Raw genomic sequence first — 25982 nt, 5'->3', positions numbered from 1 at the left:
CGGCCGCCGGGTTCAGGAGTGCTCTCCAAGCCCGGCTAAAATCACGGATCTTTTCACAACCCTTTGAGGGAACCCATGAGCGATATTGAAGCACGCGTTAAAAAAATCATTGCCGAACAACTCGGTGTTGAAGAATCCCAAGTGACCAACGAGAAAGCCTTCGTGGCTGATCTGGGCGCAGACTCCCTGGACACCGTTGAACTCGTGATGGCACTGGAAGACGAATTCGGCATTGAAATTCCGGACGAAGATGCTGAAAAGATCACCACGGTGCAAAACGCCGTCGACTACGCGACCAACCACAAAAAAGCGTAATCCTGAGGGCGTGCGCCCTGCAGGGGTGGCGCCATGGTCAGCATCACATGCCGGTCATTGACAGGTGTCTGGATGCTGGCAGTACCTAATTTTCATCCCGTCCCGTCCTGGGGTGGGGTTCCATTCGGACGAACCACTGACTGCTTATGAACATGCCTCGTCGTCGCGTTGTCGTTACCGGTTTGGGTTGTGTCAGTCCCGTTGGCAACACGGTGGACACGACCTGGGCCAATTTGCTGGCGGGTCAGTCCGGTGTGGGCTTGATCACCCACTTCGACGCCTCCACTTTCAACTGCAAAATCGCAGCCGAGGTCAAGGGCTTTGACATCGAGTCCTACATGAGCGCCAAAGAGGCGCGCACCATGGACACCTTCATTCACTTTGGCATTGCCGCAGCGGCGCAGGCTGTGGCGGACGCCGGCCTGCCCACGGGCGAGGCCTTGAGTGACGAACTGGCCACGCGCATTGGCTGCGTGATCGGCTCCGGCATTGGTGGCCTGCCCATGATCGAAAACGTGCACACCGAATTTGTGCAGCGCGGCGCACGCCGCATTTCGCCATTTTTTGTGCCGTCCACCATCGTCAACATGATTGCCGGCCACGTGTCCATCCGTTTTGGCTTCAAGGGCCCGAACCTGGCCATTGTGACCGCCTGCACCACCGGCCTGCATTGCATAGGTCAGGCTGGCCGTATGATTGAGTACGGCGACGCTGATGTGGTCGTGGCGGGCGGTTCCGAGGCCACGGTTTCGGCCTTGGGTGTGGGTGGTTTTGCCGCCATGCGCGCCCTCAGCACCCGCAACGACGACCCTGCCACCGCTTCGCGCCCCTGGGACAAAGACCGCGATGGTTTTGTGTTGGGCGAAGGTGCCGGTGTCATGGTGCTCGAAGAATACGAACACGCCAAGGCACGCGGCGCCAAAATTTATGCAGAACTGGCTGGTTTTGGCATGAGTGCCGATGCGGGTCACATGACTGCGCCCAACATGGACGGCCCACGCCGCGCCATGGTCAGCGCCCTCAACAATGCCGGCCTCAATGCCGATCAGGTCGACTACGTCAATGCGCACGGCACTTCCACACCGCTGGGTGACGTCAATGAATCCAACGCCATCAAGGCAGCTTTGGGTGATCACGCCAAAAACGTCGTGGTCAATTCCACCAAGTCCATGACGGGTCACCTGCTCGGTGGCGCCGGCGGGCTGGAGTCTGTGGTCACGGTGCTGGCTTTGCACCACCAGAAAAGCCCCCCCACGATCAATATCTTCAACCAGGACCCTGAATGTGACCTGGACTACTGCGCCAACACGGCGCGTGACATGAAGATCGAGGTGGCGGTCAAGAACAACTTCGGCTTTGGCGGTACCAACGGGTCGCTGGTTTTCAAGCGGGCGCCCTGACGTTCCAGTCTGAGCGCACCCGCCCATGTACAACGCCCCAGCGGTGACTTATCCGGTGGGGCGTTCGCATTTTCAGGCGGGCCTGACCTTGGCGGTCGGCCTGGCAGGCGCCTTGGCGGAAGGCGCCTGGTGGCTGCTGTCTGACGCACATGGGCCGGTTCAGGGACTGGCTTGGCTGCTTTGGTTGGGTTTTTGTGGCTGGGCGCTTTGGAGCAAACTGCACACACCCCGGGCGCAGGTGGTTTGGGATGGCCAGGAATGGCGCTTGCAGGCGGGCGCCTTGAACCTGCTTGTGACGCCGCAGGTGATTCTGGACGTGCAGCACAGCCTGCTGCTCTGTTTGCGGCCTGAAACCGGGCTGGCGCGGTGGGTCTGGCCGGCGCAACAGGCGCAGCCTGCGCGCTGGCTGGCCTTGCGCCGCGCCTTGTTCAGTCCTGCGGCACACGCCGACCCTTCCCGTTTGGCCGCGTTGCCAGAGGTCTGAATGGCTGCCGACCAAGATCCAGGCTCAGACGTCACGCCGCAGCCCGGCGACAGTGATGCCATGCTGGTCGAGCGGGCGGTGGCCGGCGATCAGCGCGCCTTTGAACTGCTGGTCATCAAGTACCAACGTCGCATCGAGCGCCTGATCGGGCGCATGGTGCGCGACGTTGATCTGGTCGAGGACATTGCCCAGGAAACCTTCATTCGCGCCTACCGGGCACTGCACCAGTTTCGCGGCGATGCGCAGTTTTACACCTGGCTGTACCGCATTGCCGTCAACACTGCCAAACGCTTCTTGCTCAAGCTCAAGAACGATCCTGCGGTATTTCAGTGCGCTTTGCAAGGCAATGACGAGGACGATGAAACTTTTCAACGCAGAAGTGAACCAAGCACAGACGAGACACCCGAATCGGTATTGGCGGCCAAGGAAATTGGCCAGGCGGTGAATGCGGCACTGGAGGCTTTGCCTGACGATTTGAAGCAGGCCTTGACGCTGCGCGAGATCGATGGATTGAGTTACGAGGAAATTTCCGAGGTCATGAATTGCCCCCTGGGCACCGTGCGTTCGCGCATTTTCAGAGCGCGCGAGGCGGTTTCCAGCAAGGTGAAACCCATGCTGGAAAAGCAGACGGGCAAGCGGTGGTAATCAAGGATTTTTGGGCCCAGGCAGGGCATCACGACAGAGGCATGGACGAGCATGACAGACAGCTTGATTGAAAACAATGCGTTGGTTTCGGCCTTGGTCGACGGTCAATTGCGCGGCACCGAATTTGCCCAGGCCATGGCGCTGCTGGACGAAAGCGCCGAGGCGCGCCAACGTTGGCACAGCTACCACGTCGTGGGCGATGCCATGCGCACCGGGCAAGCCGACGTGCGCCCCCATGATGCCGATTTTGTGTTGCGGCTGCGCGCCAGGCTGCAACAGGAACCTGCGCTCCCTGCCTTGCAGGATGCGCCTGACCCGGTAAAAATTCATGGCACGCTCACCAGTACCGCCAAGCCCAGCGCCAACGACCGCTGGTGGCCCCTGGTGGTCGGCCTGGCATCGGTCGCCATGGTGACCGTGGTGGCGTGGCAGGGCTTTCAGGGGCTGGTGGCCCCCGACCAGCAACTGGCCGCTGCACCGCGCACGAGCCCGGCGACCGTGACCCTGGCGCAGTCCGGGGCAGCGGCCGGTGCCGGGGGAGCGGCGCCGGTCATGATTCGTGATCCGCACATTGACGCGCTGCTGGCGGCGCATCGCCAGTTTGGTGGCACTTCTGCTTTGCAGGCGCCCACCGGTTTTCTGCGCAATGCCACGTTTGAAGAGGGCGCGCGTTGAGCCGGCTCGCCGTAGTTTTTTTGGGTCTGGTGTTCAGTGCCGGCCTGACTTGGGCGCAGGGTGACCCCGGCCCGTTGTCCGTCAAAATTCAGCCGCGCAAGGCCGAAGAGGCGCCCATCAGCCGCTGGCTGGTGCGCTTGCACGAGGCAGCCAGGCAAAGATCCTATGTGGGCACCTTTGTGGTCACCGCGGGCGACACCCTGTCTTCATCCCGCATCTGGCATGTGTGCGATGGCCAGCAGCAAATGGAGCGCATCGATGCCCTGACCGGGGAGTCGCGCACCACGTTTCGTCGCAACGACCAGGTCGCGACCTTCTTGCCGGAACGCCGACTGGTGATTGCTGAAACCCGTGAGTCGTTCGGCCTCTTTCCCAATTTGCTGAACCGGGCCGATTCGTCCATTGCGCGGTATTACGGACTGAAGCCGCTGGGGCAGGACCGTGTGGCCGGCCTGGTGTCTGACGTGGTGCAGTTGGTGCCGGTTGATGCCTTGCGCTACGGCTACAAGGTCTGGACCCATCGTGAGACCGGCGTGGTGCTCAAGCTGCAAACCCTTGACGCCGGCCAAGGCGTGTTGGAGCAGGCCGCCTTTTCGGAATTGCAGCTGGGTGAGCCGGTCAGCATGGCCAGCCTGGTGGCCCTGATGAACAAGACCGAAGGTTTCAAGGTTCTTAAACCTGAACTGCGCAAGACCTCGGCGGCGCAGGAGGGCTGGTCATTCAAGGGCCATTTGGCAGGGTTTGAATCCATGGCCTGCCACCAACGTGTCAGTGTCAGTGCCAGTCAGTCCAGGCCCCATGCCAACACCTTGCAATGGGTTTTTTCGGATGGCTTGGCCTCGGTGTCCTTATTTATTGAAAAATTCGATGTTGAACGACACGGTCACCTGACGTCCCATGAGTCTCTGGCCCGGGGCGCCACGCGCATGCTGACGCGGCGTCTTGATGATTGGTGGGTCACCGCAGTGGGCGAAGTGCCTGCGCAGACGCTGGCATTTCTTGCCAAGGGTCTTGAAAGAACTCGTTAAGTCTCCATTTCCATGTGTGTTTTATCAAAAAGGCTGAAGATGATTCAACTGAATTTAAAAAGCGTGTTCGCATGCGTTTTGAGCGCCACCGTGGTGGCCACGGCCTCAACCACGATGTTGCCAATGTCCCCGGCGTTTGCCCAGGCGCGTGCGCTGCCTGACTTTACCGATCTGGTGGAGCAGGTGGGGCCTTCCGTGGTCAACATTCGCACCCTTGAGAAGGTGACGCCGCGGCAGAACCAGCCGGGTCAGATCGACCCCGACATGCTGGAATTCTTCCGCCGCTTTGGTTTGCCCATTCCCAACATGCCCAACGGTCCGCGGCAAGCGCCGCCACCCGGACATGGACAAGGTCCCAACCAGGAAGACCAGCCGCGCGGTGTCGGTTCGGGTTTCATCTTGACGTCGGATGGCATGATCATGACCAATGCCCATGTGGTCGACGGGGCGGACGAAGTGCTCGTGACCCTGACCGACAAGCGCGAATTCAAGGCCAAGATCATCGGCACCGACAAGCGCAGCGACGTGGCGGTGGTCAAGATCGAGGCCACCGGCTTGCCCGCAGTCAAGGTGGGCGACGTGAGCCGTCTCAGGGTCGGCGAGTGGGTGATGGCAATCGGCTCGCCCTTTGGTCTGGAGAACTCGGTGACGGCCGGCATTGTCAGCGCCAAGCAGCGTGACACGGGTGACTACCTGCCCTTCATTCAGACCGACGTGGCGATCAACCCGGGCAACTCGGGCGGCCCGTTGATCAACATGCGTGGCGAGGTGGTGGGCATCAACAGCCAGATCTACTCGCGCTCGGGCGGCTCCATGGGGATTTCCTTCTCCATTCCGATGGACGAAGCGGTGCGGGTGAGCGAGCAACTGCGCGCTACCGGCCGTGTCACGCGGGGTCGCATCGGGGTACAAATCGAACAGGTGACCAAGGAGGTGGCCGAGTCCATTGGCCTGGGGCAGCCCTATGGCGCCCTGGTGCGCGGCGTTGAAACCGGCGGGCCAGCGGACAAGGCGGGCGTCGAGGCCGGTGACATCATCATCAAGTTTGATGGCAAGAAGGTGGAAAAATCCAGTGATTTGCCACGCATGGTGGGCAGCACCAAGCCGGGCGTCAAGAGTGCGCTGACGGTGTTTCGCCGTGGCGCCAGCAAGGACTTGACAGTCACCATTGCCGAGATCGAACCCGAAAAGACAGCTGCCAAAACGCCTGAAAAAGCGCCCAAAGCCACGGAATCCAAAATGGCCCAGGCGCTCGGCCTGGACTTGAGCGAGTTGACGGACAAGGCCAAAAAAGAATTGAAGATCAGCGGGGGCGTTCAGGTCAAGGCCAGCAGCGGGGCGGCCGCGCGCGGTGGTTTGCGCGAAGGTGATGTCATCGTCGCCGTGGCCAATGTGCCGGTGACCAATGTGGCCACTTTTGAAAAGGTGGTCGCCGAGCAGGACAAGTCCAAACCCGTCAACATTCTTTTCCGTCGCGGCGAGTGGGCCCAGTACACCATGCTCCGATTCAATCCTTAATCAGTTGGGGTCAGAGCACGTCGCTGCGCGAGTGGTCTGACCCGCAAGGTCTCAAGTTAGTTGGGGTCAGAGCACGTCGCTGCGCGAGTGGTCTGACCCGCAAGGCATCTAATCGGGTGGGGCCCGATTTAATTACAATCGGGCACTTTACTTTGGTGCAGCCAATTCCCTGGTTCGGGGCGCGTCTCTCTGGAACGCGCCCTTTTTTCTGTTGTTCTCTTACTCACTTAAATCGGTTTTCCTGGATGCAACACATCAGAAATTTCTCCATCATCGCCCACATTGACCACGGCAAGTCCACGCTGGCCGACCGCCTGATCCAGCGCTGTGGTGGTTTGCAGGAGCGTGAAATGGAAGCGCAGGTGCTGGACTCGATGGACATCGAGAAAGAGCGCGGCATCACCATCAAGGCCCAAACAGCGGCGCTGCACTACAAGGCGCTCGATGGCCAGGTCTACAACCTGAACCTGATCGACACCCCCGGTCACGTCGACTTTTCCTACGAGGTCAGCCGTTCCCTGTCGGCCTGCGAGGGCGCCTTGCTGGTGGTGGATTCCAGCCAGGGTGTCGAGGCCCAAACCGTGGCCAACTGCTATACCGCACTCGACCTGGGCGTGGAGGTGGTGCCGGTGTTGAACAAGATGGACCTGCCCAACGCCGACCCCGACAACGCCCGCTCGGAGATCGAGGACGTGATCGGCATTGACGCTTCGGCGGCAATCGCCTGCTCGGCCAAAAGCGGCATGGGCATCGACGACATTCTGGAAGCCGTGGTGGCCCGCATTCCGCCGCCCAAGGGCAACCCGAAGGGCCCTTTGCGCGCCATGATCATCGACAGCTGGTTTGATTCCTATGTGGGCGTGGTCATGTTGGTGCGCGTGGTCGACGGCCGTTTGGCCAAGGGTGAGCGCATCAAGATGATGGCCACCGGTACCACCTACAACGCCGACAGTCTGGGTGTCTTCACGCCGGCCAATGAGCCGCGCCAGGCCCTCGAGGCCGGCGAGGTGGGCTACATCATTGCCGGTATCCGTGAACTGCAGGCCGCCAAAGTGGGTGACACCATCACCTTGATTCGGCCAGGCAGTGGTGGCGCAGCAGCCACCGCCACCGAAGCCTTGCCAGGTTTCAAGGAAATCCAGCCGCAGGTGTTCGCCGGCCTGTACCCGACCGAGGCCAACCAGTACGAAGGCCTGCGCGACAGCCTGGAAAAGCTCAAGCTCAACGATGCCTCATTGCACTACGAACCGGAAGTCTCGCAAGCCCTGGGTTTTGGCTTCAGGTGCGGCTTTTTGGGCCTGTTGCACATGGAAATTGTGCAGGAACGCCTGGAGCGCGAGTTTGACCAGGACCTGATCACCACCGCTCCGAGCGTGGTCTACCAGGTGGTGTCGGTCGACGGCGAGGTCAAGATGGTGGAAAACCCGTCCAAAATGCCCGACCAGGGCCGCCTCGACGAGATCCGTGAGCCCATCGTCACCGTGCACCTGTACATGCCGCAGGAGTATGTCGGCCCGGTCATGACGCTGTGCAACCAGAAGCGCGGCGTGCAGCTCAACATGGCTTACAAAGGCCGTCAGGTGGTGCTCACCTATGACATGCCGTTGGGTGAAATCGTGATGGACTTCTTTGACAAGCTTAAAAGTGTCTCGCGCGGTTATGCCTCCATGGATTACGAGTTCAAGGAATACCGCCCGGCCGACGTGGTCAAGGTCGACATCTTGCTCAACGGGGAAAAGGTCGACGCGCTGTCGATCATCGTGCACCGCTCCCAGTCGCAGTACCGCGGCCGCGCGGTGGTGGCCAAGATGCGCGAAGTCATTTCGCGCCAGATGTACGACGTGGCGATTCAGGCCGCCATTGGTGCCAACATCATTGCGCGCGAAACCATCAAGGCGCTGCGCAAGAACGTGATCGCCAAATGTTATGGCGGCGACATTTCGCGCAAGCGCAAGCTGCTGGAAAAGCAAAAAGAAGGCAAAAAACGCATGAAGCAAATTGGTTCGGTCGAGGTACCCCAAGAGGCATTCCTGGCCATTTTGAAGGTGGACGCATGATGTCGACCCTCACCGCCGCGATTCTGGCGGCCTTTGCCGGTTACGTGGGCGCCTGGTATTTTGGCGCTCTCGAAGGCAACTTTGCCCTGTTGCTGTTTCTGGCCACGGTGGTCACCGGCATTTACTGGTTGGCCGAAAGGTTTTATTTTTTGCCGAACCGCCAGAAAGCCGCTGCGGCCCTGGAGGCGCAGACCATGGCCCGCCAGGCCGAGCTCAGCAAGATGGGCATCAGCAAGGTCGATGGGGATGTGGCCGAGGGAAAGCAACGCATTCTGGCGCAGCCCTGGTGGCTGGATTGGACCGCCGGATTGTTCCCGGTGATCATTGGTGTGTTCATCCTGCGTTCCTTCCTGTTCGAACCGTTCAAGATCCCGTCGGGCTCGATGATCCCGACGCTGTGGATCGGTGACCTGATTCTGGTGAACAAATTCCATTACGGGCTGCGTTTGCCCGTGCTCAACACCAAGATCACCGAAGGCACCCCGCCACAGCGCGGTGACGTCATGGTGTTTCGCTACCCACCCAAGCCCAGCCTGGACTACATCAAGCGGGTGGTGGGCGTGCCTGGCGATGAGGTGGCCTACCTCAACAAGCGTCTGAGCATCAATGGCAAGCCGCTGCCCACCAACGCGCTGCCCGAGTTTTTTGACGAAGACACCATGCGCTACTTTCCGCAGTTTGAGGAAACCCTGGGAGCGCAGCCACACCGCCTGCTCAACGACCCGGCACGGCCCGCGTTCATTCCGGGTACGGATGAATTTGAATTCAAAAACAATTGCCGCTACAGTATTGAAGGTGTGGTGTGCAAGGTGCCCGCAGGGCATTACTTCATGATGGGCGACAACCGCGACAATTCACTGGATTCGCGCTACTGGGGTTTTGTGCCCGACAAGAACATCGTGGGCAAGGCATTTTTTGTCTGGTTGAATTTCGGTAACCTCAAGCGCATCGGCTCTTTCAATTGACCAGGAGACAGACATGACTTCTTCTTTCAAATCCGGCCAGCGAGGGATCACCCTGATCGGTGTTCTTTTTGTCGGCGTGGTGCTGGCCGGCGCCGGTGTGCTGACCGCCCAGGTGGTGCCCACCGTGATGGAATTCCAGACCATTCAGAAAGCCGTGAACAAGGCCAAAGAAGGTAATACCGTGCCTGAAGTGCGCATGATCTTTGACAAGACCGCGAGCATTGACGACATCAAGTCCATCAGCGGCAAAGACCTGGAAGTCACCAAAGAGAATGACAAAGTGGTGGTGAGCTTTGCCTACGAGCGCGAAATCCATCTGACGGGTCCGGCTTTCCTGACCCTCAAGTACAGCGGGAAATCGAATTGAAGCCACAGGTGACGGTTTGAATGCAGACTTAGTCGCGCTGCAACAGCGTTTGCAGCACCCCTTTGCGGACACCAGCCTGCTGAAGCGGGCGGTCACGCACCGCAGTTTTTCATCGGATCACAATGAGCGCCTGGAGTTTTTGGGTGACTCGGTCTTGGGCGTGGTGGTAGCCGACATGCTGTACCAGCGCTTGCAGAAACTGCCCGAAGGTGATTTGTCCAGGGTGCGGGCCAACCTGGTCAAACAGGACACCTTGCACCAGTTGGCACTGTCGCTGGGCTTGCCGGATGTGATGCTGCTGGGCGAGGGCGAGATGCGTTCGGGCGGCCAGAAGCGGCCCTCCATTCTGGCTGACGCGCTGGAGGCGCTTATTGGCGCGGTCTACCTGGATGCCGGTTTTTCTGCCGCCCAAGCGCTGGTGCAGCGGCTCTACCAGGCGGTGCAAATCAACCCGGAGATGGACGCCATTGGCAAGGACCCCAAAACCGAGCTGCAGGAGTGGCTGCAGGGACGTCGCATGAAGCTGCCCAGTTACCGGGTGGTGGCCACGCTGGGCGCGGCGCACAAGCAAAGCTTCGATGTGGAATGTGAAATTCCCGAACTCAACCGCGCTGAGCGCGGTATTGGCGGCTCGCGTCGTGCAGCCGAGCAGGCCGCCGCGACGGCGATGCTGGAAATTTTGAAAGCAACGGTGAACCCATGACAACCCCTAAAAAACCAACTTCCGATGCCGACACCCCCGTGCCTGAGGTGCAGGACAACCTGGAAGACTTGTTGGCCGGCATGCGTCGCGACATGCGCCCCGCCGGTGCTACCGAGGCGCCCGTGGCGGGCCAGCGGTGCGGCCTGATTGCCATCGTGGGCAAGCCCAATGTGGGCAAATCCACCCTGCTCAATGCGCTGGTGGGGCAAAAGATCAGCATCACCTCGCGCAAGGCGCAAACCACGCGTCACCGCATCACCGGCATGCACACCCAGGGCGCGACCCAGTTTGTCTTTGTCGACACACCCGGTTTCCAGACCCTGCACGGCAACGCGCTGAACAAGTCGCTCAACAAGACCGTGGTGGGCGCGGTGGCCGATGTGGACCTGATTTTGTTTGTGGTGGAAGCCGGCAGCTTCACCCCGGCCGATGCCCGTGTGCTGGCGCTGCTGGACAAAAAAATCCCGACGCTCTTGATTGCCAACAAGCTTGACAACGTGCATCGACGCGGTGACATCGCGCCCTGGCTGCAGACCATGCAGGAGCGTCACGCCTTTGCCGAGTTTGTGCCGATGTCGGCCAAGAGCGCCAAGGATGTCGAGCGCTTGTTGGGGATTTGCGAAAAATTCCTGCCTGAGCAGGCTTGGTGGTACGCCGCCGACGAGCTTACCGATCGCAGTGAACGCTTCATGGCGGCCGAGATGGTGCGCGAAAAGCTGTTTCGTCTGACCGGCGACGAGCTGCCCTACACCTCGACCGTCATCATTGACAAGTTTGAGGAAGAGCCACCGCAGAAGAAGGGCCAGAAACGCCTGCTGCGCATTGCCGCCACCATCGTGGTCGAGCGCGACGGCCACAAGGCCATGGTGATCGGCGACAAGGGCGAACGCATCAAGCGCATCGGCATGGAGACCCGTGTCGAGCTTGAAAAGCTGTTCGATTGCAAGGTCTTCATCGAGATGTGGGTCAAGGTGCGCTCGGGCTGGGCCGACGACGAAGCGCGTGTGCGCTCGTTTGGCTACGAGTAAGTCAGCAGCGCGTGGGGGCTGGCGCCAGTCCGGGCGCCGTTTCAATAATTCCATCTCGGGTTATATTTCGGCCTATTCCAAACCGCCGATATAACTTCACCGCCTGCCAATGCGCCCCGCCCAGCTTACTTTGGTTCTTGAACGCGAATTTCTCAGCACCGCCCAGGGGCACCATACCCCGGTGATGCTGTGGGGGCCGCCCGGTGTGGGCAAATCGCAAATCGTCGCCCAGGTGGGTGAGCGCCACCAGGCGCCGGTGATTGATATCCGCCTGTCGCAGATGGAGCCTTCTGACCTGCGCGGCATCCCGTTTCGGGTCGGTGACCTGGTGCAATGGGCGGTGCCAGCCCTGTTGCCTGATGCGCAGCGCCACGGCCAGCGTGGTGTGCTGTTTCTTGACGAGATCACCTCGGCACCACCGGCGGTGTCGGCCGCCGCCTATCAATTGATTCTGGACCGTCGTTTGGGTGACTACCGCGTGCCCGACGGCTGGGTCATTTTTGCCGCAGGCAACCGCCAGGGCGACCGTGGCGTGACCTACGCCATGCCGGCACCGCTGGCCAACCGCTTTTCGCATTTTGAAGTCACCGTCAACCTCGACGACTGGGCCGCCTGGGCTTATGTCCAGGGTATTGACGAGCGTTTGATTGCGTTTTTGCGCTTCAAGCCCGAGCTGCTGTTTGCCTTTGATGCGGCACGCTCCCTGGCCGGGGAGATGGCGTTCCCGAGCCCGCGCTCGTGGGAATTCGCCCACCGTGCCCTGCAAAAGTTTGGTGACAGCCCGCAGTTGCTGGTCGGCGCCCTGAGCGCCTGTGTCGGCCAGGCGGCGGGTGTGGAATGTGCCGCCTTCATCGACAGCCTGGACCGATTGCCTGATCTCGATGCCATCACCGAGGGACGCGAGGCCGATGTGCCGACTGAAATCGACCTGCAATACGCCGTGGCCGCCGCGCTGGCCGGGCGCGCCCTGCGGGTCAAGGGCAAGCCTGAAGCGCGTCAGGTGTGGGGCCACATCCTTGACTACGCGCGGCGCCTGCCGCTCAAGGAAATGGGTGTCATGCTGGTGTCTGACATGCACCGCGGCATTGGCTCCGCCCTGTTTGCCGTGCCGCAATTTTCCGGTTGGGCCCATGCCGTTGCCGACGTCATCCTCTACGAGTAATCACGGCCTGGGTTTTGTGGCCGGTGCGCCAGCCGAGCCCGAACGCCCGCTGACTGCTGCGATGCGGCAGGCTGCGGCGGCCAAGCTGGCTGCTGCGCGCACCCGGCTGATTCTTGATAAACCCTTTATCGGCGCGCTGGTGTTGCGCCTGCCCCTGGTGGAAGCCGGTGCCTGGTGCCGCAGCGCCGGTACCGATGCCCGCAAGCTGTACTACAACCCCCGGTGGATTGATGGGCTGAGCACGGCACAAGCGCAGTTCGCCCTGGCCCACGAGGCGCTGCATTGCGCGCTGGGTCATTTCGCCCGGCGCGGTAGCCGGGTGCAGCGCAGGTGGGACCTGGCCTGTGACTTTGCCATCAACCCGCTGCTGATCGACGAGGGCCTGCAAGCCCCGCTGGGTGCGCAAGTGCTCGACCTGTACCGTGGCATGGCAGCCGAAGAAATTTACCCTTGCCTGGACGACGACCTCGACAACGACACCCTGGACGAGCATCTGTGGGACGGAGATGAAGGCGGGCAGGGTGGCAGCGGCGACAGCGATGCCCAGGGCCAGGGTGGCGGTGATGACACCGCGCCCAAAGACGGCAACCAGGGCGCCAGCGCGGCGCAGGACACTGACCGCGACGCAGGCGGTACCAAACCTGAGATGGTGGGTGCGGCTGATGCGCCAAGTGACACAGCAACACAAGACAGCCCGCCGCCACCCTTGACCGCGCAGCAAAAAGAAACCCTGCAGCAACAGTGGCAGCGCCACCTCGCCGCCGCAGCCCAGCGCGCCCGCGAAGCCGGCAAACTCTCGGGCCTTCTGGCGCGGTTCACTGAGGAGGCGCTGGCGCCCCAGGTGTCATGGCGCGCCGCACTGGCGCACTATTTGTCGCAAGCCGCGCGTGACGACTACACCTGGCTGCGCCCGTCCCGGCGCACCGGTGAAACGGGTGGGGGTGCCATTTTTCCCAGCTTGCACAGCCACGCTGGCGACATTTTTGTGGCACTGGATACCTCGGGCTCCATCGACGATGCCGACCTGGCCCAATTTGTGGGCGAACTCAATGCCATCAAGGGCACGCTGCCCGTGCGCCTGACGCTGTTCGCCTGTGATGCGGCGCTGGCGGCAGACGCACCCTGGGTGACAGAACCCTGGGAAGCGTTGTGCCTTCCGCGCAAGTTCGAGGGCGGCGGGGGCACCGCCTTTGCGCCGGTGTTCGACTGGATCGAGCGCGCGGGCGCGCGCCCCGACGCCCTGGTGTATTTCACCGATGCGCAAGGCGACATGCCCCGGGTGCCGCCCGATTACCCGATGTTGTGGCTGGTCAAGGGCGGTGCCAGCGTGCCCTGGGGCCTGCGCATACAGTTGAATTGATTTCATTTCCAGATCATCGCGCCATGTCAACCGAACTCTCCCCCGAAGATGAGCTGCGCCTGAACGTGTTGCTGGCTGGTGAGGTGCACGCGGTGCGCATCGACGAGAGCACCATGACGCTGCACGCGCTGACCTCTCTGGGCGAGGCCCGGGTGGTGCTGCACCGCAATTGCCGCCCCGACCTGTACGTGCAGCGTGTGCGTGAGTTGCTCGGCGGTCATGCCATGGGCTCGCCTGGCGGCTACCCGGTGCATTTGATGCGCTGGACCAGTATGGGTCAGTCCAGCGCCAAAAATTTGCAGGCTTTGCTGCTCTTGGGTGAGCCCGAGGCGGTCAAGGCCATGGCGCAGGCGTCCACCCTGACGCATGAGCTGGCGCGGCGGGCCTGGTGGGCGCTGCCCGGCATGGATGTGGCGCGTTACCTGCTGAACCACGCCTCGGTGCGAGCCGGCACCATGGGCCAGGTGTTGGCCGACTTCCTGATTGAGCACCTGCCGTTTGAAGAAGACCCGATCCAGGCCATGAACTCGGTGCGTGCGGTGCTGGGGGCCGGCTTGCTGGATCCAATGAAGAGTGCCCAGTTGTGGGCCAAGGCGAAACACCGGCCGCATTATTTCGTGGGTTTTCTGGAGCTTTGCCCCGATGACTTGCCGCCGGACCCTGAGCGCCTGGTGCCGCCCCACCTGGCGCAGAGCGCCGCCTCGGGTGACGCTTGGGGCCAGAACTTTGTGCGTTGTTACAGCCCCAGTGGCCAGAGCTTTCTGCGTGCCTGCGCGATGCTGCTTGAAAAACCACCGGCCCCCGAGGCGGTCTACCTTTTGCTGGATATTCTGGGGCGGTATTTTTCTGGGGCAGAGGAGCGCACCATTCGGGTAGACTGGCCCGACGATCTGCAGCGTGAGGCGCGGGCCATGGTGGCCTTGGGGCGCCTGAGCCATCTTGATGCCCGGCCCATCCTGAACAAAACCACCGCGGTGGGGCCACTGATGCGCAGGCATCTGGCGCCGCTGTTTGGGCACATTTTGATCAAGCTTCAACAACTCAGGGGACAGAGATGAACACCGGTATCAGCCTTGACCCCGATGTGCCTCACATGATGCAGGCGTGTTTTGCCATCGCGCATGTCACGCGCGGCGCACGCAAACGCTTCCCAGAAAGTTGTGTGGAAGTGCTCGATGATGAGTCCGCTGCCCGCGCCCAAGCCAGGCCCGAACTCAACCAGCATGCGGTGGAGGTGATGGGGCCGTCGCGCTCCTCCGAAGGTTTGCGACTCTATTACCTGGTGCGCTGGCTGGATTGACCCGCGCGCAAAGACTTGACATGACCCATGGCCACCAAACGCATTTCTGACGAACCCGCCTATGTGCTGCACCGCTACGACTGGAGCGAGACCAGCCTGATTCTGGAGGTTTTCACGCGCCACCACGGCCGTATGGCGCTGGTGGCCAAGGGTGTCAAGCGGCCCAGTTCCAGTTTTCGGCCCATTTTGCTGCCATTGCAGCCGCTGCATCTGGCTTTTGGTGGCGAGGCCGAAATCAAGACCCTCAAAGCCGCCGAATGGCAGGGCGGCCACGTCATGCCCACCGGTGACGCGCTGATGTCGGGCTATTACCTCAATGAGTTGTTGCTGCTGCTGCTGGCACGTGAAGACCCGCACCCGGTGTTGTTTGATGTTTATGCTGGCGTGGTGCAGATCATTGCCAGCGAGCACGGCGAGGTGCTCGAAGCCGCCCTGCGGGCCTTTGAGCTCTTGCTGCTGCGTGAAATTGGCCTGCTGCCCTTGCTCGATGCCCAGACCATGACGCTGCTGGCGCTGCACCCCGAGGCGCGCTACAGCCTGGTGCCTGAAGGCGGTTTGCGCCAGGCCAACAGCAACGACCGCACCAGCCTGAGCGGTGGGCAGTGGACAGCGCTGCAACAGGCTCTGGGTGAGCGCGTGCCGCTAACCACCCTGTTGCGTGCCTGCGCCGAGGTGGCCAGCGCGCTCAAGCCGCAATTGCGCACCCTGCTCAATTACCATTGCGGGGTGCCCAGTCTTCGCACCCGGCAAATGATGATCGATCTGCAAAGCTTATGAAAACTACTTCTTTGTCCGTCAACCTCAACAAGGTCGCGCTGGTGCGCAACACCCGGCACCTGGGGATTCCGAGCGTCACGCGCGCGGCCACGCTGTGCCTGCAAGCCGGTGCCAACGGCATCACCGTGCACCCGCGTCCCGATGAGCGCCACATTCGGGCCAGCGATGTGCCCGAGTTGGCCAGGCTGCTCAAGGACTGGCCGGACCGTGAATTCAACATCGAAGGCAATCCCCTGCACAACCTGATGGACGTGGTGGGTGCGCTGGTGGCGCAGCAACTGCCGGTGCACCAGGTGACGTTTGTGCCCGACACCGAGGGCCAGTTCACCAGCGACCATGGCTGGATTTTCCCGGCCGATGCGCCAGTGCTGAAGCCCCTGATCGACCAGGCCCACGCCTGGGGCCTGCGCGTGAGCCTGTTCATGGATGCCGACCCGGGCGCCATGGCCGCGGCCAAAGCCGTCGGTGCGGACCGCGTCGAGTTGTATACCGAACCCTATGCCGCCGCCTGGGGCACGCCCGGTCAGGCGGCGCAACTGGCGCGTTTTTCCCAGGCCGCCCAGGCGGCGCTGGACGCGGGCCTGGAAGTGAACGCCGGCCATGACCTCAACCGTGACAACCTGACCGCCTTCATCGCCCGGGTGCCTGGGGTGAGCGAGGTGTCCATTGGTCACGCGCTGATCGCCGATGCGCTGGAGCTGGGCTACAGCGCCACCATCCAGGACTACCTGCGCTGCATTCGTGACGCCGCATGATCTACGGCATTGGCACCGACATCTGCGACGTGCGTCGCATCCAGGCCAGCCTGGCGCGCCACGGTGAGCGTTTTGCGCAAAAAATCCTCAGCGAGGCCGAACTGGCCACGTGGCGCGAACGCAGCGAGCGCTGGCCCGAGCGCGGCGTGCGTTATTTGGCCACCCGTTTCAGCGCCAAGGAAGCCTTCAGCAAGGCCATTGGCTTGGGGCTGCGCATGCCCATGACCTGGCGCCTGTGCGAGGTCGGCAAACTGCCCAGCGGCCAGCCGACCATCGTGTTGCACGGCGAACTTAAAACCTGGTTCGAGGCCAAATCCTTGAGCGCCCACATCAGCGTGACCGACGAGACCGACTACGCCGCGAGCTTTTGTGTGGTGGAACTCATCGGTAAAAATGGTCTTTAATCGTTAGTCAGTCAGTCAGCACACCACATCACGCCATTTACCCGGGAAAACACCATGACTCTGCACGCTCCCCTGATCATCGACATTGCTGGTTTGAGCTTGAGCAAACAGGACAAGCAACGCCTGAAACACCCGCTGGTCGGCGGCATGATTTTGTTTGCCCGCAACTGGCAAAGCCGTGAGCAACTCATGGCCCTGTGCCATAGCATCAAGAAGGTGCGCAAGGACTTGCTGATTTGTGTCGACCACGAGGGTGGACATGTGCAGCGTTTCAAGACCGATGGCTTCACCCATTTGCCGCCCATGCGCGCCCTGGGCGAGCTTTGGTTGCAGGACGGCAAGGCGGGCGAGGGCAGCGGTGCCATGCGTGCCACCCGCGCCGCCACCGCCTGTGGTTATGTGCTGGGCGCCGAGCTGCGCGCTTGCGGCGTGGATCTGAGCTTTACCCCGGTGCTGGACCTGGATTACGGCGAGAGCAGTGTCATTGGCAACCGGGCTTTTGCGCGTGATCCGCGCGTGGTGAGTCTGCTGGCCAAAAGCCTGATGCACGGCTTGCTGCAAAGCGGCATGGCCAACTGTGGCAAGCATTTTCCCGGCCACGGCTTTGTCAAGGCCGACTCGCACACCGACATTCCGGTCGACAAGCGCAGCCTCAAGGCCTTTCTGGCCGACGATGTCCAGCCCTATGACTGGCTCGGCACGGCGCTCACCAGCGTCATGCCAGCCCATGTGATCTACCCCAAGGTCGATGCCCGGCCGGCTGGTTTCTCGAGCAAGTGGCTGGGTGACATCCTGCGCGGCCAGCTTCGCTTCAACGGTGCGGTGTTCAGCGACGACCTGTCGATGGCCGGGGCCCGCGTGCTGGACGGCCAGTCGGTCAGCCCGACCCAGGCGGCGGTGGCAGCGCTGAATGCCGGCTGTGACATGGTGCTGCTGTGCAACCAGTCAGCGGGCGAGGGCGCCGAGCTGGATGCCCTGATCAACGGCCTGACTGAAGCACAGCTCAAGGGCCTGTGGCAACCCAGCGACGCCAGCGAAGAACGCCGTCTGGCGCTGTTGCCTGTCGGTCACGCCACGCCCTGGGACGAGCTGATGGTGCAGCCGGCCTACATGCAGGCGCTCGACCTGCTGCCGTGAATTCAAGGCGAGCGGTGCAACCGGGGCGCTGACAACTCGGCGATCATGTCGTTGGTGGCTGCGTCCACATTGGGGTTGGACTTGATCAGGTTGGCCGCCATGAGCAGCTTGCGCAGGTCCTGCAGGTCTTTCACGGTGGGGGCCACCTTGATCTGGGCAAGGGCTGCCGAGCTGTTGCCGCCCTTGATCAAGGCGACTATTTTGGGTGCCCAAACGCTGGGACGTGACATGTGCGATTTCCTTTGAATGGCGTGGTTGGCCATTTTGGCTGATCTTGGGGCCCTGTGCGGGACAATCAGCCGTTTTAACGTCAAGCCCTTTGATTCATACCGGCTGATTCGCATGAAAAACAAACTCCTCAGCAGCGGCCTGGTCTACAGCACCGACAGCGGCCGCATGTGCCCGAAGTGTCGTCAACCACAGGCGCAGTGCAGCTGCCGTTCTGCCGCAACTCGCCCCGCAGGCGACGGCATTGTGCGGGTGTCGCGCCAGACCAAGGGGCGCGCTGGCAAGGGCGTGACGCTGGTGAAAGGCCTGGACCTGGATGACGCGGCCTTGATCGCCCTGGGCAAGCAGCTCAAAACCGCTTGTGGCTCGGGCGGCACGGTGAAAGACGGCGTGATCGAGGTGCAGGGCGACCATGTCGAGCGCGTCATGGAGCTGCTCAAGGCGCAGGGTCACAGCGTCAAACGCGCCGGGGGCTGACATGAACCCCGAAGACCTGTTGTTGCTGGTGACACGCGAGATGCCCTTTGGCAAGTACAAGGGCCGCCTGATCGCCGATTTGCCCGGCGACTACCTGCGCTGGTTTGTGCGCGAAGGCGTGCCCAAGGGCGAGATCGGCCGCCTGCTGGCGCTGATGCACGAGATCGATCACAACGGGCTGTCGGACTTGCTCAAGCCGCTGCGCAATTAGCGGCTTCCCAAAGCCGGGCACCCGAGGTCTCCAGATGGGTCAGATATACCCGCACCTCGAATTCAAGCTGGTGGTAGCCGGGTTCCATGTGTTTGCAGAGCTGGTAAAAGGCCTTGTCGTGGGCTTTTTCCTTGAGGTGCGCCAGCTCGTGCACGGTGATCATGCGCAAAAATTCATCGGGCACGGTTTTGAACAGCGTGGCAATACGGATCTCGCGTTTGGCCTTGAGCTTGTTGCCCTGCACGCGTGACACGCTGGTGTGTGTGCCCAGGGCGTTTTTCACCACATGCAGTTTGCTGTCAAACAGCACCTTGTTGACCGGCTCGGCGCCGCGCAGGTAATCGGTTTTAAGCGCCTGCACATAGTCAAACAGGGCGCGGTCGGTGCGCACCGTGTGGGCTTGCGGGTATTTCTGCAGCAGCCAGTCGGCCACCTTGTCGTGCTGCAGCATCTGTGCCACTTGCGCCAGTGTGCTGGCGGGGTAGCCCTGCAGGTATTTCAACGCGGCAACAGGTGCCTCGGCGGGAGCTTGGTTCATGGTCTTGAGTGGTGTCTGAATGGGCGGAGGCTGCTTCTACAATGCCCACCTGCCTCTTGGTGGTAGCTGCGACCATTTTCCACTTTTCATGCCCTCACTTCACGAACCCACCGATTTGCCCGTCGAGGTGCCAGACCCTGCCGCGCAGGACGAGGTCACCGTCGTCCCTCTCAAGATCGAGGACTGGCTGACCGTGATCGTGATGGGCTTGCTGGCCCTCATCACCTTTGCCAACGTGCTGGTGCGCTACTTCACCAACCAGTCCTTTGCCTGGACCGAAGAGTTTTCTGTCTTCTTGATGATTGTGCTGGCGCTGGTGGCCGGCTCGGCCTCAGTGGCGCGCAACCGTCACATCCGGATCGAATTTTTTGCCGATGCCGGCTCCCCAGAGCGCCAGCGCGCGCTGGCGCGGTTTGGCGCCCTGATGGTGGCCGTGCTGTTTGCCTTGCTGGCCGTGCTGAGCGCGCGCATGGTGGTTGACGACTTTCAGTACGGTGAAACCTCGCCCGGCATTGGCGTGCCACAGTGGTGGTACAGCATGTGGCTGCCCATTCTGGCCTGTGCCATTGCCCTGCGGGCGCTGGGCCTGTTCATTCGGCGGGGGCGGCGCGCATGATCGCCACGCTGCTGTTTGTGGTGTTTCTGGTCATGATGCTGGTCGGCGTGCCGATTGGCGCGGCCTTGGGACTGGCGGGCGCGACCGCCATTGCGCTGGCCAACCTGGACGCGCAATGGTTTGGCCTGCTGGCGGTACCGCAAAACTTTTATGCCGGTCTGGGCAAATACCCCTTGCTGGCGATCCCGATGTTTGTGTTGGTGGGCTCCATTTTTGACCGCTCCGGTGTGGCGCTGCGCCTGGTGAACTTTGCGATTGCCATCATCGGGCGTGGCCCCGGCATGTTGCCCGTGGTGGTGATTGCGGTGGCCATGCTGATGGGTGGTATCTCCGGCTCCGGGCCGGCCACCGCCGCGGCTGTGGGCGGCGTGATGATCGCCACCATGACCCGCTCGGGCTATCCGCCGGCGTTTTCCGCCAGTGTGGTGGGCGCTGCAGCGTCGATCGACATCCTGATTCCGCCCTCGATTGCCTTCATCATTTATTCGGTGCTGGTGCCGGGCGCCTCGGTGCCCGCCATGTTCGCCGCGGGCATGCTGCCGGGTTTGCTGGTGGGCCTGGCCTTGATGGTGCCCAGTGTCTGGTTGTCGCGCAGGCACCATTTGGGACAGCAAGAGGCGCAACTGCCCAGGCCGCCGTTTTGGGCCAGCTTGCGTGAAGCCTCCTGGGGCCTGGCGGCGCCGGTATTGATTTTGGGCGGCATGCGGGCCGGCTGGTTCACGCCGACCGAGGCCGCTGTGGTGGCGGTGTTTTACGGCCTGTTTGTCGGCATGGTGATCTACCGCACCATCAAGGTGCGCGACCTGTTCCACATCCTGCGCGAATCAGGCGAGTTGTCGGCCATTATTTTGCTGGTGGTGGCCTTGGCCGGCATTTTTGCTTATTCGCTGTCCACCCTGGGCATCGTTGATCCGGTGACGCAGGCCATTGTCAATTCGGGCTTGGGTGAATACGGGGTGTTGGCGCTGCTGATTTTGATGCTGGTGGCCGTGGGCATGTTTCTGGATGGCATCTCGATCTTCCTGATCTTTGTGCCCTTGCTCCTGCCCATCGTCAACTTCTACCATTGGGACCCGGTCTGGTTTGGTGTGCTGCTGACCTTGATGGTGGCCTTGGGCCAGTTCACGCCGCCCATCGCAGTGAACCTGATGGTGTCGTGCCGGATTGCCGGGGTGCGCATGGAAGAAAGCGTGCGCTGGGTGCTGTGGTTGATGGCCGCGTTGCTGTGCGTGTTGCTGCTGGTTATCATCTTCCCCTCTCTGGCGCTGTGGCTGCCCACGCGCCTGGGCTATTGAAACCTGAAATATTTTTCAAACAAGGAGACAGATGTCATGAAAGTTCGTACCTTACTCAAATTAGCGCTGGCCGCAGGCGCACTGAGCGTGGCCACGCTGGCTTCAGCGCAAAGCTACAAATCGGAATACCGCATGTCGCTGGTGCTGGGCCCGGCCTTCCCTTGGGGCAAGGGCGGCCAGATCTGGGCCGAGCTGGTGAAGGAACGCACGCAGGGCCGCATCAACATCAAGCTGTACCCCGGTGTGTCGCTGATCCAGGGCGACCAGACGCGTGAATTCTCGGCGCTGCGCCAGGGCGTGATCGACATGGCGGTGGGCTCCACCATCAACTGGTCACCGCAAGTCAAACAGCTCAACCTGTTCTCGATGCCCTTCCTGATGCCCGACTACGCCGCCATTGACGCGCTGACCCAAGGCCCGGTCGGCAAGCAAATTTTTACCACGCTGGACAAGGCGGGTGTGGTGCCGCTGGCCTGGGGCGAAAACGGCTACCGTGAACTCTCCAACTCCAAGCGCGCGGTGCGCACGCCGGCCGACCTCAAGGGTCTGAAAATCCGTGTCGTCGGCTCGCCGTTGTTCCTTGACACCTTCACCGCGCTGGGTGCCAACCCGACGCAAATGAGCTGGGCGGACGCGCAACCCGCGTTTGCCAGCGGCGCCGTGGACGGCCAGGAAAACCCGCTGTCGATCTTTACTGCTGCCAAGCTGCACAACGTCAGCCAGAAACATGTGACCTTGTGGGGCTACGTGGCGGACCCGCTGATTTTTGTCGTCAACAAAGAGATATGGGCTTCCTGGACGCCGGCTGATCAAGCCATCGTGCGCCAGGCTGCGCTGGACGCGGGCAAGCAGGAAATTGCTTTGGCGCGCAAGGGCCTGGTGGAGGCTGACCAGCCGCTGCTGAAAGACATTGCCGGCCTGGGTGTCACCGTCACGCAATTGAGCCCGGCCGAGCGCGACGCATTTGTCAAGGCCACGCGCCCGGTCTATGACAAGTGGAAAGCCACCGTGGGTGTGGATTTGGTCAAGACGGCTGAAGCTTCCATTGCGGCACGCAAGAAGTAAGTCACATCTTTCCCGACGCACTGGCCTCCCTGATCGGGAGGCCATTTTTTTGAGCGCCTGAATCGTTTCAGGCCAGCGCCAGGTCCTGGGTGAGCACCTCGCCGCGCAGCGTGAAGGTGCGGGTGTCTGTGATGGTCACATCCACCATCTGCCCCACCAGGCGCGGCTGGCCGACAAAATTGACCACCCGGTTGCACTCGGTACGACCCATCAGCTCGGTGGTGTCGCGCTTGGAGGCGCCTTCCACCAAAATGCGCTGCACCGTGCCCATGCGGCTTTCACTGATGCGCTTGATGCTGTCGTTGATGACCGTCTGCAGGTGTTGCAGGCGACGCAGCTTGACCTCGTGCGGCGTGTCATCCGCCAGGTTGGCGGCCGGTGTGCCCGGGCGCGGGCTGAAGATAAAGCTGAAACTGTTGTCAAAACCAACGTCGTCAATGAGCTTCATCATCTTGCCAAAGTCGTCTTCGGTTTCACCCGGAAACCCCACAATGAAGTCGCTGCTCAGCGCCATGTCAGGGCGGATGGCGCGCAGCTTGCGCACCGTGCTCTTGTATTCCATGGCGGTGTAGCCGCGCTTCATGGCCATCAAGATGCGGTCACTGCCGTGTTGCACCGGCAGATGCAGGTGGCTGACCAGCTTGGGCAGTTTGTCATAGGCGGCAATCAGCGAAGGCGTGAACTCGTTGGGGTGGCTGGTGACATAACGGATGCGCTCGATGCCGGGAATGTCTGACACGTATTCGAGCAGCGTGGCAAAGTCGGCCAGCTCCGACGTCTCTCCCATCGGCGCGCGCCAGGCGTTGACGTTTTGCCCCAGCAGGGTGATTTCCTTTACGCCCTGGTCGGCCAGGCCCGCCACCTCCACAAGCACGTCTTCGAACGGGCGGCTCACCTCTTCGCCGCGGGTGTAGGGCACCACGCAGTAGCTGCAGTACTTGGAGCAACCTTCCATGATCGACACGAAGGCGCTGGCGCCTTCGACACGCGCGGGCGGCAGGTGGTCGAATTTTTCGATCTCGGGAAAGCTGATGTCGACCTGCGAACGGTTCAGACGCGCGCGCTCATCGAGCATTTGCGGCAGACGGTGCAGGGTTTGCGGGCCAAACACCACGTCCACATAGGGCGCGCGGGCAATGATGGCTTCGCCTTCCTGGCTGGCCACACAACCGCCGACGCCGATCAGGGCGCCCCGTTTTTTGAGGTGCTTGACGCGTCCCAGGTCCGAGAATACTTTTTCCTGCGCCTTTTCGCGCACCGAGCAGGTGTTGAACAGGATCAGGTCGGCCTCTTCGACGTTGTCGGTCGGGGTGTAGCCCTGGGCCGCGCCGAGCACGTCGCTCATCTTGCCCGAGTCGTACTCGTTCATCTGGCAGCCGTAGGTTTTGATGAAGACTTTTTTGCTCATGGTAAAAAATGGTGTTGTGTGTTGATCTTTGTTTGAGGCCCGCCTCGGGCCAATGGCTGTATGGGGTCCATCGCGGCGAGGGCGCCGCTCCTACAGGGCGCCGCTCCCACAGGGCACAGGTCCCATAGCGGGTAAAGCCCTGGCATGTCACTGACTCTGCTGGAATTTCGGCAACTGGTCGAACGGTGTCTTGCCGTCGTCGGTCTTGGGTTTGTCGGCATCCGAGCCGAAGACAAAATTGGTCACCGCTTCCATGCCCGTGCGCTTTTGCTGCGCCTCGGCCGGGCTCAGCAACCACACTTCGTGGATCAGGCCCTGCGGGTCGCGCAGGTAATTGGCCAGCAGCGCTTGGCCAACCAAGCTGCCGGACAACACGATCATGTTATTGGGGTTCTTGATGCGGGCACCAGGCGATAGCCGCTCGGCGTGGCCGTTGATCAGGATGTTGGGCGGCTGGGTGACTACCAGGGTGCCGCGCTTGGCGGCAGCCGGGAATTGCCGCACCAGGTCTTGCGCAGCCAGGGGCTCGGGGGCCAGCGTGACAATGCTCACCAGCAGGGACATCAGTCCCAGGAAAAAGCCCTTGCGGGCGGGGAGGCAGCGGTTCATGGTGTTCATCCAGAGGCTGTTGAAGAGAGTGCGATTTTAAGGCACGGGTGTTTTTGCTTGGGCTGCCAGTGCGCGCAGCTTGTCTTTCTTGCTCGGGCGCAGGCCCTTGATGCCGCCGTTGCCGGCGGCATCAAGGGCGCTGGAGGCGGGCGCAGCAGCCTCCAGCGCCTCGAAACCCGGAATGCTTTCCAGCGTCAGGTCGAGCCCTTGGCGTTTGGCAATCAGGCGCCAGTGTGCTTGCGTGGCTGCACTGACAAAGCTCATCGCCAGGCCAGGTTCGCCAGCACGGCCGGTGCGACCCACGCGGTGGGTGTAATCGCTTGCCGAGCGCGGCAAGTCAAAGTTCACCACCACGGGCAAGCCGGCGATGTCCAGCCCGCGCGCCGCCACATCGGTGGCCACCACCACACCCAGGCGAGAGGCCTTGAAGTCGGTCAGAACCTGGGTGCGCTTACCCTGGCTCAGCTCGCCGTGAAAGGGCTCGGCCGTCAAGCCCGCCTTGCGCAGCTTGTCGGCCACGATCTCGGCGGCAAATTTGGTGGCCACAAACACCAGCACCCGCGACCAGGCGTTCTGCTGGATCAAATGGCGCAGCAACTGGGTGCGTTTGGGCGTGTCCACCGAGATCGCGCGCTGCACGATCTCGGTGGGTGGCGCGGCGTCGGGCCGCACATCGACGCGCACCGGTTCGCGCAACAGGGTGTTGGCCAGCACCTGCACCGCTGGCGCAAACGTAGCCGAGAAAAACAGGCTTTGGCGCTTGGCGGGCAGCAGCGCCAGCAGCTGATTGAGTTCTTCGGCAAAACCCAGGTCGAGCAGGCGGTCGGCCTCGTCGAGCACCAGCAGATTCACCCCGGAGAGCTTCACCGCGTTGTGTGCCACCAGGTCGAGCAGCCGCCCTGGTGTCGCTACCAGCACCTCGGCACCACCGCGCAAACCCATCATTTGCGGGTTGATCGAGACCCCGCCAAACACCACGTTGACCCTGGCCTGTTGGGGCAGGTGCTGCGCCAGGGCACGAATCGTGTCGCCCACCTGGGTCGCCAGCTCCCGCGTCGGTACCAGCACCAGCGCTTGGGCCAGACGGCTTGGTGCGCCTGACAGGCTTTGTAGCAAGGGCAGCGCAAAAGCCAGCGTTTTGCCAGAACCGGTGTGGGCGCAGCCCAGCACGTCATGGCCCTGCAGCGCCGGTCCAATGGCGCCCAATTGAATGGGCGTGGGGGTGTCAAAACCCAGCTTCTGAACGGCTGCAAGCAGCGGGCTGGACAAGCCAAGTTTGGAAAAGGACATATTGGTGGTGTGGGGTGAAGTCAGAAGCGGCAACGAGAAGTAGTGATGTGATGGGGCAGTTTACGTGTTTCGCATCAGGGGGGCGTTGACAGAAGGCGGTGGCAGGGCTCGACGCATAATCACCCCCACTCATGGCGGCCACGGCAGGCTGCTGACAACGGATTC

30 protein-coding genes are annotated in these 25982 nt (G+C 61.9%); 25 read left to right on the top strand and 5 right to left on the bottom strand.

The window, feature by feature from the left end; translation table 11 throughout:
- Positions 1-75: 75 nt before the first annotated feature.
- The 20 genes from acpP to nagZ all read left to right on the top strand — a co-directional run bounded on the left by acpP (position 76) and on the right by nagZ (position 18080).
- Entirely contained in the window at positions 76-315 is a 240-nt protein-coding gene (gene acpP / locus Q7U49_RS01370; RefSeq protein WP_296160201.1) for an acyl carrier protein, read from the top strand.
- A gap of 152 nt (positions 316-467) precedes the next feature.
- Positions 468-1715 carry a beta-ketoacyl-ACP synthase II gene (gene fabF, locus Q7U49_RS01365; protein WP_304761955.1) on the top strand — a complete coding sequence of 416 codons (1248 nt, stop codon included), beginning with the start codon at positions 468-470 and terminating at the stop codon, positions 1713-1715.
- 25 nt (positions 1716-1740) lie between these two features.
- Positions 1741-2199, top strand: a complete 459-nt coding sequence (locus Q7U49_RS01360) for a hypothetical protein (RefSeq protein WP_304761954.1) — start codon at positions 1741-1743, stop codon at positions 2197-2199.
- Entirely contained in the window at positions 2200-2844 is a 645-nt protein-coding gene (gene rpoE, locus Q7U49_RS01355) for an RNA polymerase sigma factor RpoE (protein WP_304761953.1), read from the top strand.
- Positions 2845-2895: 51 nt separating this feature from the next.
- Entirely contained in the window at positions 2896-3519 is a 624-nt protein-coding gene (locus tag Q7U49_RS01350; RefSeq protein WP_304761952.1) for a sigma-E factor negative regulatory protein, read from the top strand.
- The gene (locus tag Q7U49_RS01345) at positions 3516-4547 is read left to right on the top strand and encodes a MucB/RseB C-terminal domain-containing protein (protein ID WP_304761951.1); all 1032 of its coding nucleotides are present in this window, start codon (positions 3516-3518) and stop codon (positions 4545-4547) included. Before Q7U49_RS01350 ends, Q7U49_RS01345 begins: the two co-directional genes overlap by 4 nt.
- A gap of 39 nt (positions 4548-4586) precedes the next feature.
- Positions 4587-6065, top strand: a complete 1479-nt coding sequence (locus tag Q7U49_RS01340; RefSeq protein ID WP_304761950.1) for a DegQ family serine endoprotease — start codon at positions 4587-4589, stop codon at positions 6063-6065.
- Positions 6066-6310: 245 nt separating this feature from the next.
- Complete coding sequence (lepA, locus tag Q7U49_RS01335; RefSeq protein ID WP_304761949.1) at positions 6311-8122, top strand: translation elongation factor 4; 1812 nt, start codon at positions 6311-6313, stop codon at positions 8120-8122.
- On the top strand, positions 8122-9087 hold the full coding sequence (gene lepB, locus Q7U49_RS01330; RefSeq protein WP_304761948.1) for a signal peptidase I: 966 nt from the start codon (positions 8122-8124) through the stop codon (positions 9085-9087). The genes lepA and lepB overlap by 1 nt, the downstream gene beginning before the upstream one ends.
- A gap of 13 nt (positions 9088-9100) precedes the next feature.
- Entirely contained in the window at positions 9101-9454 is a 354-nt protein-coding gene (locus Q7U49_RS01325; RefSeq protein ID WP_304761947.1) for a DUF4845 domain-containing protein, read from the top strand.
- Between the two features lie 16 nt (positions 9455-9470).
- Positions 9471-10157 (top strand): ribonuclease III, encoded by a 687-nt coding sequence (rnc, locus tag Q7U49_RS01320; RefSeq protein WP_304761946.1) that lies wholly within the window; start codon positions 9471-9473, stop codon positions 10155-10157.
- 80 nt (positions 10158-10237) lie between these two features.
- Positions 10238-11185, top strand: a complete 948-nt coding sequence (gene era, locus Q7U49_RS01315) for a GTPase Era (protein WP_304762169.1) — start codon at positions 10238-10240, stop codon at positions 11183-11185.
- Between the two features lie 109 nt (positions 11186-11294).
- Entirely contained in the window at positions 11295-12347 is a 1053-nt protein-coding gene (locus Q7U49_RS01310) for an AAA family ATPase (RefSeq protein ID WP_304761945.1), read from the top strand.
- Positions 12316-13707 (top strand): VWA-like domain-containing protein, encoded by a 1392-nt coding sequence (locus tag Q7U49_RS01305; protein WP_304761944.1) that lies wholly within the window; start codon positions 12316-12318, stop codon positions 13705-13707. Before Q7U49_RS01310 ends, Q7U49_RS01305 begins: the two co-directional genes overlap by 32 nt.
- Before the next feature lie 23 nt (positions 13708-13730).
- Positions 13731-14765 (top strand): hypothetical protein, encoded by a 1035-nt coding sequence (locus tag Q7U49_RS01300; RefSeq protein WP_304761943.1) that lies wholly within the window; start codon positions 13731-13733, stop codon positions 14763-14765.
- On the top strand, positions 14762-15007 hold the full coding sequence (locus Q7U49_RS01295; protein WP_304761942.1) for a hypothetical protein: 246 nt from the start codon (positions 14762-14764) through the stop codon (positions 15005-15007). Before Q7U49_RS01300 ends, Q7U49_RS01295 begins: the two co-directional genes overlap by 4 nt.
- A gap of 27 nt (positions 15008-15034) precedes the next feature.
- Positions 15035-15784 (top strand): DNA repair protein RecO, encoded by a 750-nt coding sequence (gene recO / locus Q7U49_RS01290; protein ID WP_304761941.1) that lies wholly within the window; start codon positions 15035-15037, stop codon positions 15782-15784.
- Positions 15781-16539: a pyridoxine 5'-phosphate synthase gene (locus tag Q7U49_RS01285; protein WP_304761940.1), complete on the top strand. Its 759-nt coding sequence runs from the start codon at positions 15781-15783 to the stop codon at positions 16537-16539. Before recO ends, Q7U49_RS01285 begins: the two co-directional genes overlap by 4 nt.
- The gene (acpS, locus tag Q7U49_RS01280) at positions 16536-16943 is read left to right on the top strand and encodes a holo-ACP synthase (protein ID WP_304761939.1); all 408 of its coding nucleotides are present in this window, start codon (positions 16536-16538) and stop codon (positions 16941-16943) included. Before Q7U49_RS01285 ends, acpS begins: the two co-directional genes overlap by 4 nt.
- A 54-nt stretch (positions 16944-16997) precedes the next feature.
- The gene (gene nagZ / locus Q7U49_RS01275) at positions 16998-18080 is read left to right on the top strand and encodes a beta-N-acetylhexosaminidase (RefSeq protein WP_304761938.1); all 1083 of its coding nucleotides are present in this window, start codon (positions 16998-17000) and stop codon (positions 18078-18080) included.
- 2 nt (positions 18081-18082) lie between these two features.
- Here nagZ and Q7U49_RS01270 read toward each other — a convergent pair whose 3' ends face one another.
- Positions 18083-18310, bottom strand: coding sequence for a hypothetical protein (locus Q7U49_RS01270; RefSeq protein ID WP_304761937.1), 228 nt, complete (start codon positions 18308-18310; stop codon positions 18083-18085).
- A gap of 112 nt (positions 18311-18422) precedes the next feature.
- Here Q7U49_RS01270 and Q7U49_RS01265 point away from each other — a divergent pair, with 112 nt between their 5' ends.
- Positions 18423-18785, top strand: a complete 363-nt coding sequence (locus tag Q7U49_RS01265) for a translation initiation factor Sui1 (protein WP_304761936.1) — start codon at positions 18423-18425, stop codon at positions 18783-18785.
- Between the two features lies 1 nt (position 18786).
- A complete protein-coding gene (locus Q7U49_RS01260; protein WP_304761935.1) occupies positions 18787-18996 on the top strand; it encodes a DUF3820 family protein in 210 nt (69 codons plus the stop codon).
- Here Q7U49_RS01260 and Q7U49_RS01255 read toward each other — a convergent pair.
- Positions 18977-19534 (bottom strand): YgjP-like metallopeptidase domain-containing protein, encoded by a 558-nt coding sequence (locus Q7U49_RS01255; RefSeq protein ID WP_304761934.1) that lies wholly within the window; start codon positions 19532-19534, stop codon positions 18977-18979. The genes Q7U49_RS01260 and Q7U49_RS01255 overlap by 20 nt on opposite strands.
- A gap of 88 nt (positions 19535-19622) precedes the next feature.
- Between Q7U49_RS01255 and Q7U49_RS01250 the strand changes: the two genes are divergently transcribed.
- From Q7U49_RS01250 to Q7U49_RS01240, 3 genes are read left to right on the top strand one after another with little or no spacing between them, the layout of a single operon-like run.
- Complete coding sequence (locus Q7U49_RS01250) at positions 19623-20150, top strand: TRAP transporter small permease (protein ID WP_304761933.1); 528 nt, start codon at positions 19623-19625, stop codon at positions 20148-20150.
- The gene (locus tag Q7U49_RS01245) at positions 20147-21445 is read left to right on the top strand and encodes a TRAP transporter large permease (protein WP_304761932.1); all 1299 of its coding nucleotides are present in this window, start codon (positions 20147-20149) and stop codon (positions 21443-21445) included. Before Q7U49_RS01250 ends, Q7U49_RS01245 begins: the two co-directional genes overlap by 4 nt.
- A 36-nt stretch (positions 21446-21481) precedes the next feature.
- The gene (locus Q7U49_RS01240) at positions 21482-22510 is read left to right on the top strand and encodes a DctP family TRAP transporter solute-binding subunit (RefSeq protein ID WP_304761931.1); all 1029 of its coding nucleotides are present in this window, start codon (positions 21482-21484) and stop codon (positions 22508-22510) included.
- Between the two features lie 67 nt (positions 22511-22577).
- Here the strand turns inward: Q7U49_RS01240 and miaB are convergent, their stop codons facing one another.
- The 3 genes from miaB to Q7U49_RS01225 form a co-directional block, all read right to left on the bottom strand.
- The gene (gene miaB / locus Q7U49_RS01235; protein WP_304761930.1) at positions 22578-23918 is read right to left on the bottom strand and encodes a tRNA (N6-isopentenyl adenosine(37)-C2)-methylthiotransferase MiaB; all 1341 of its coding nucleotides are present in this window, start codon (positions 23916-23918) and stop codon (positions 22578-22580) included.
- Positions 23919-24065: 147 nt separating this feature from the next.
- A complete protein-coding gene (locus tag Q7U49_RS01230) occupies positions 24066-24527 on the bottom strand; it encodes a hypothetical protein (RefSeq protein ID WP_304761929.1) in 462 nt (153 codons plus the stop codon).
- Positions 24528-24563: 36 nt separating this feature from the next.
- Positions 24564-25817, bottom strand: a complete 1254-nt coding sequence (locus Q7U49_RS01225; protein ID WP_304761928.1) for a DEAD/DEAH box helicase — start codon at positions 25815-25817, stop codon at positions 24564-24566.
- Between the last annotated feature and the right edge of the window lie 165 nt (positions 25818-25982).

Source organism: Rhodoferax sp. (genome assembly GCF_030653815.1).
Classification (GTDB): domain Bacteria; phylum Pseudomonadota; class Gammaproteobacteria; order Burkholderiales; family Burkholderiaceae_C; genus Rhodoferax.
This window is presented reverse-complemented; position numbering and strand designations above follow the sequence as displayed.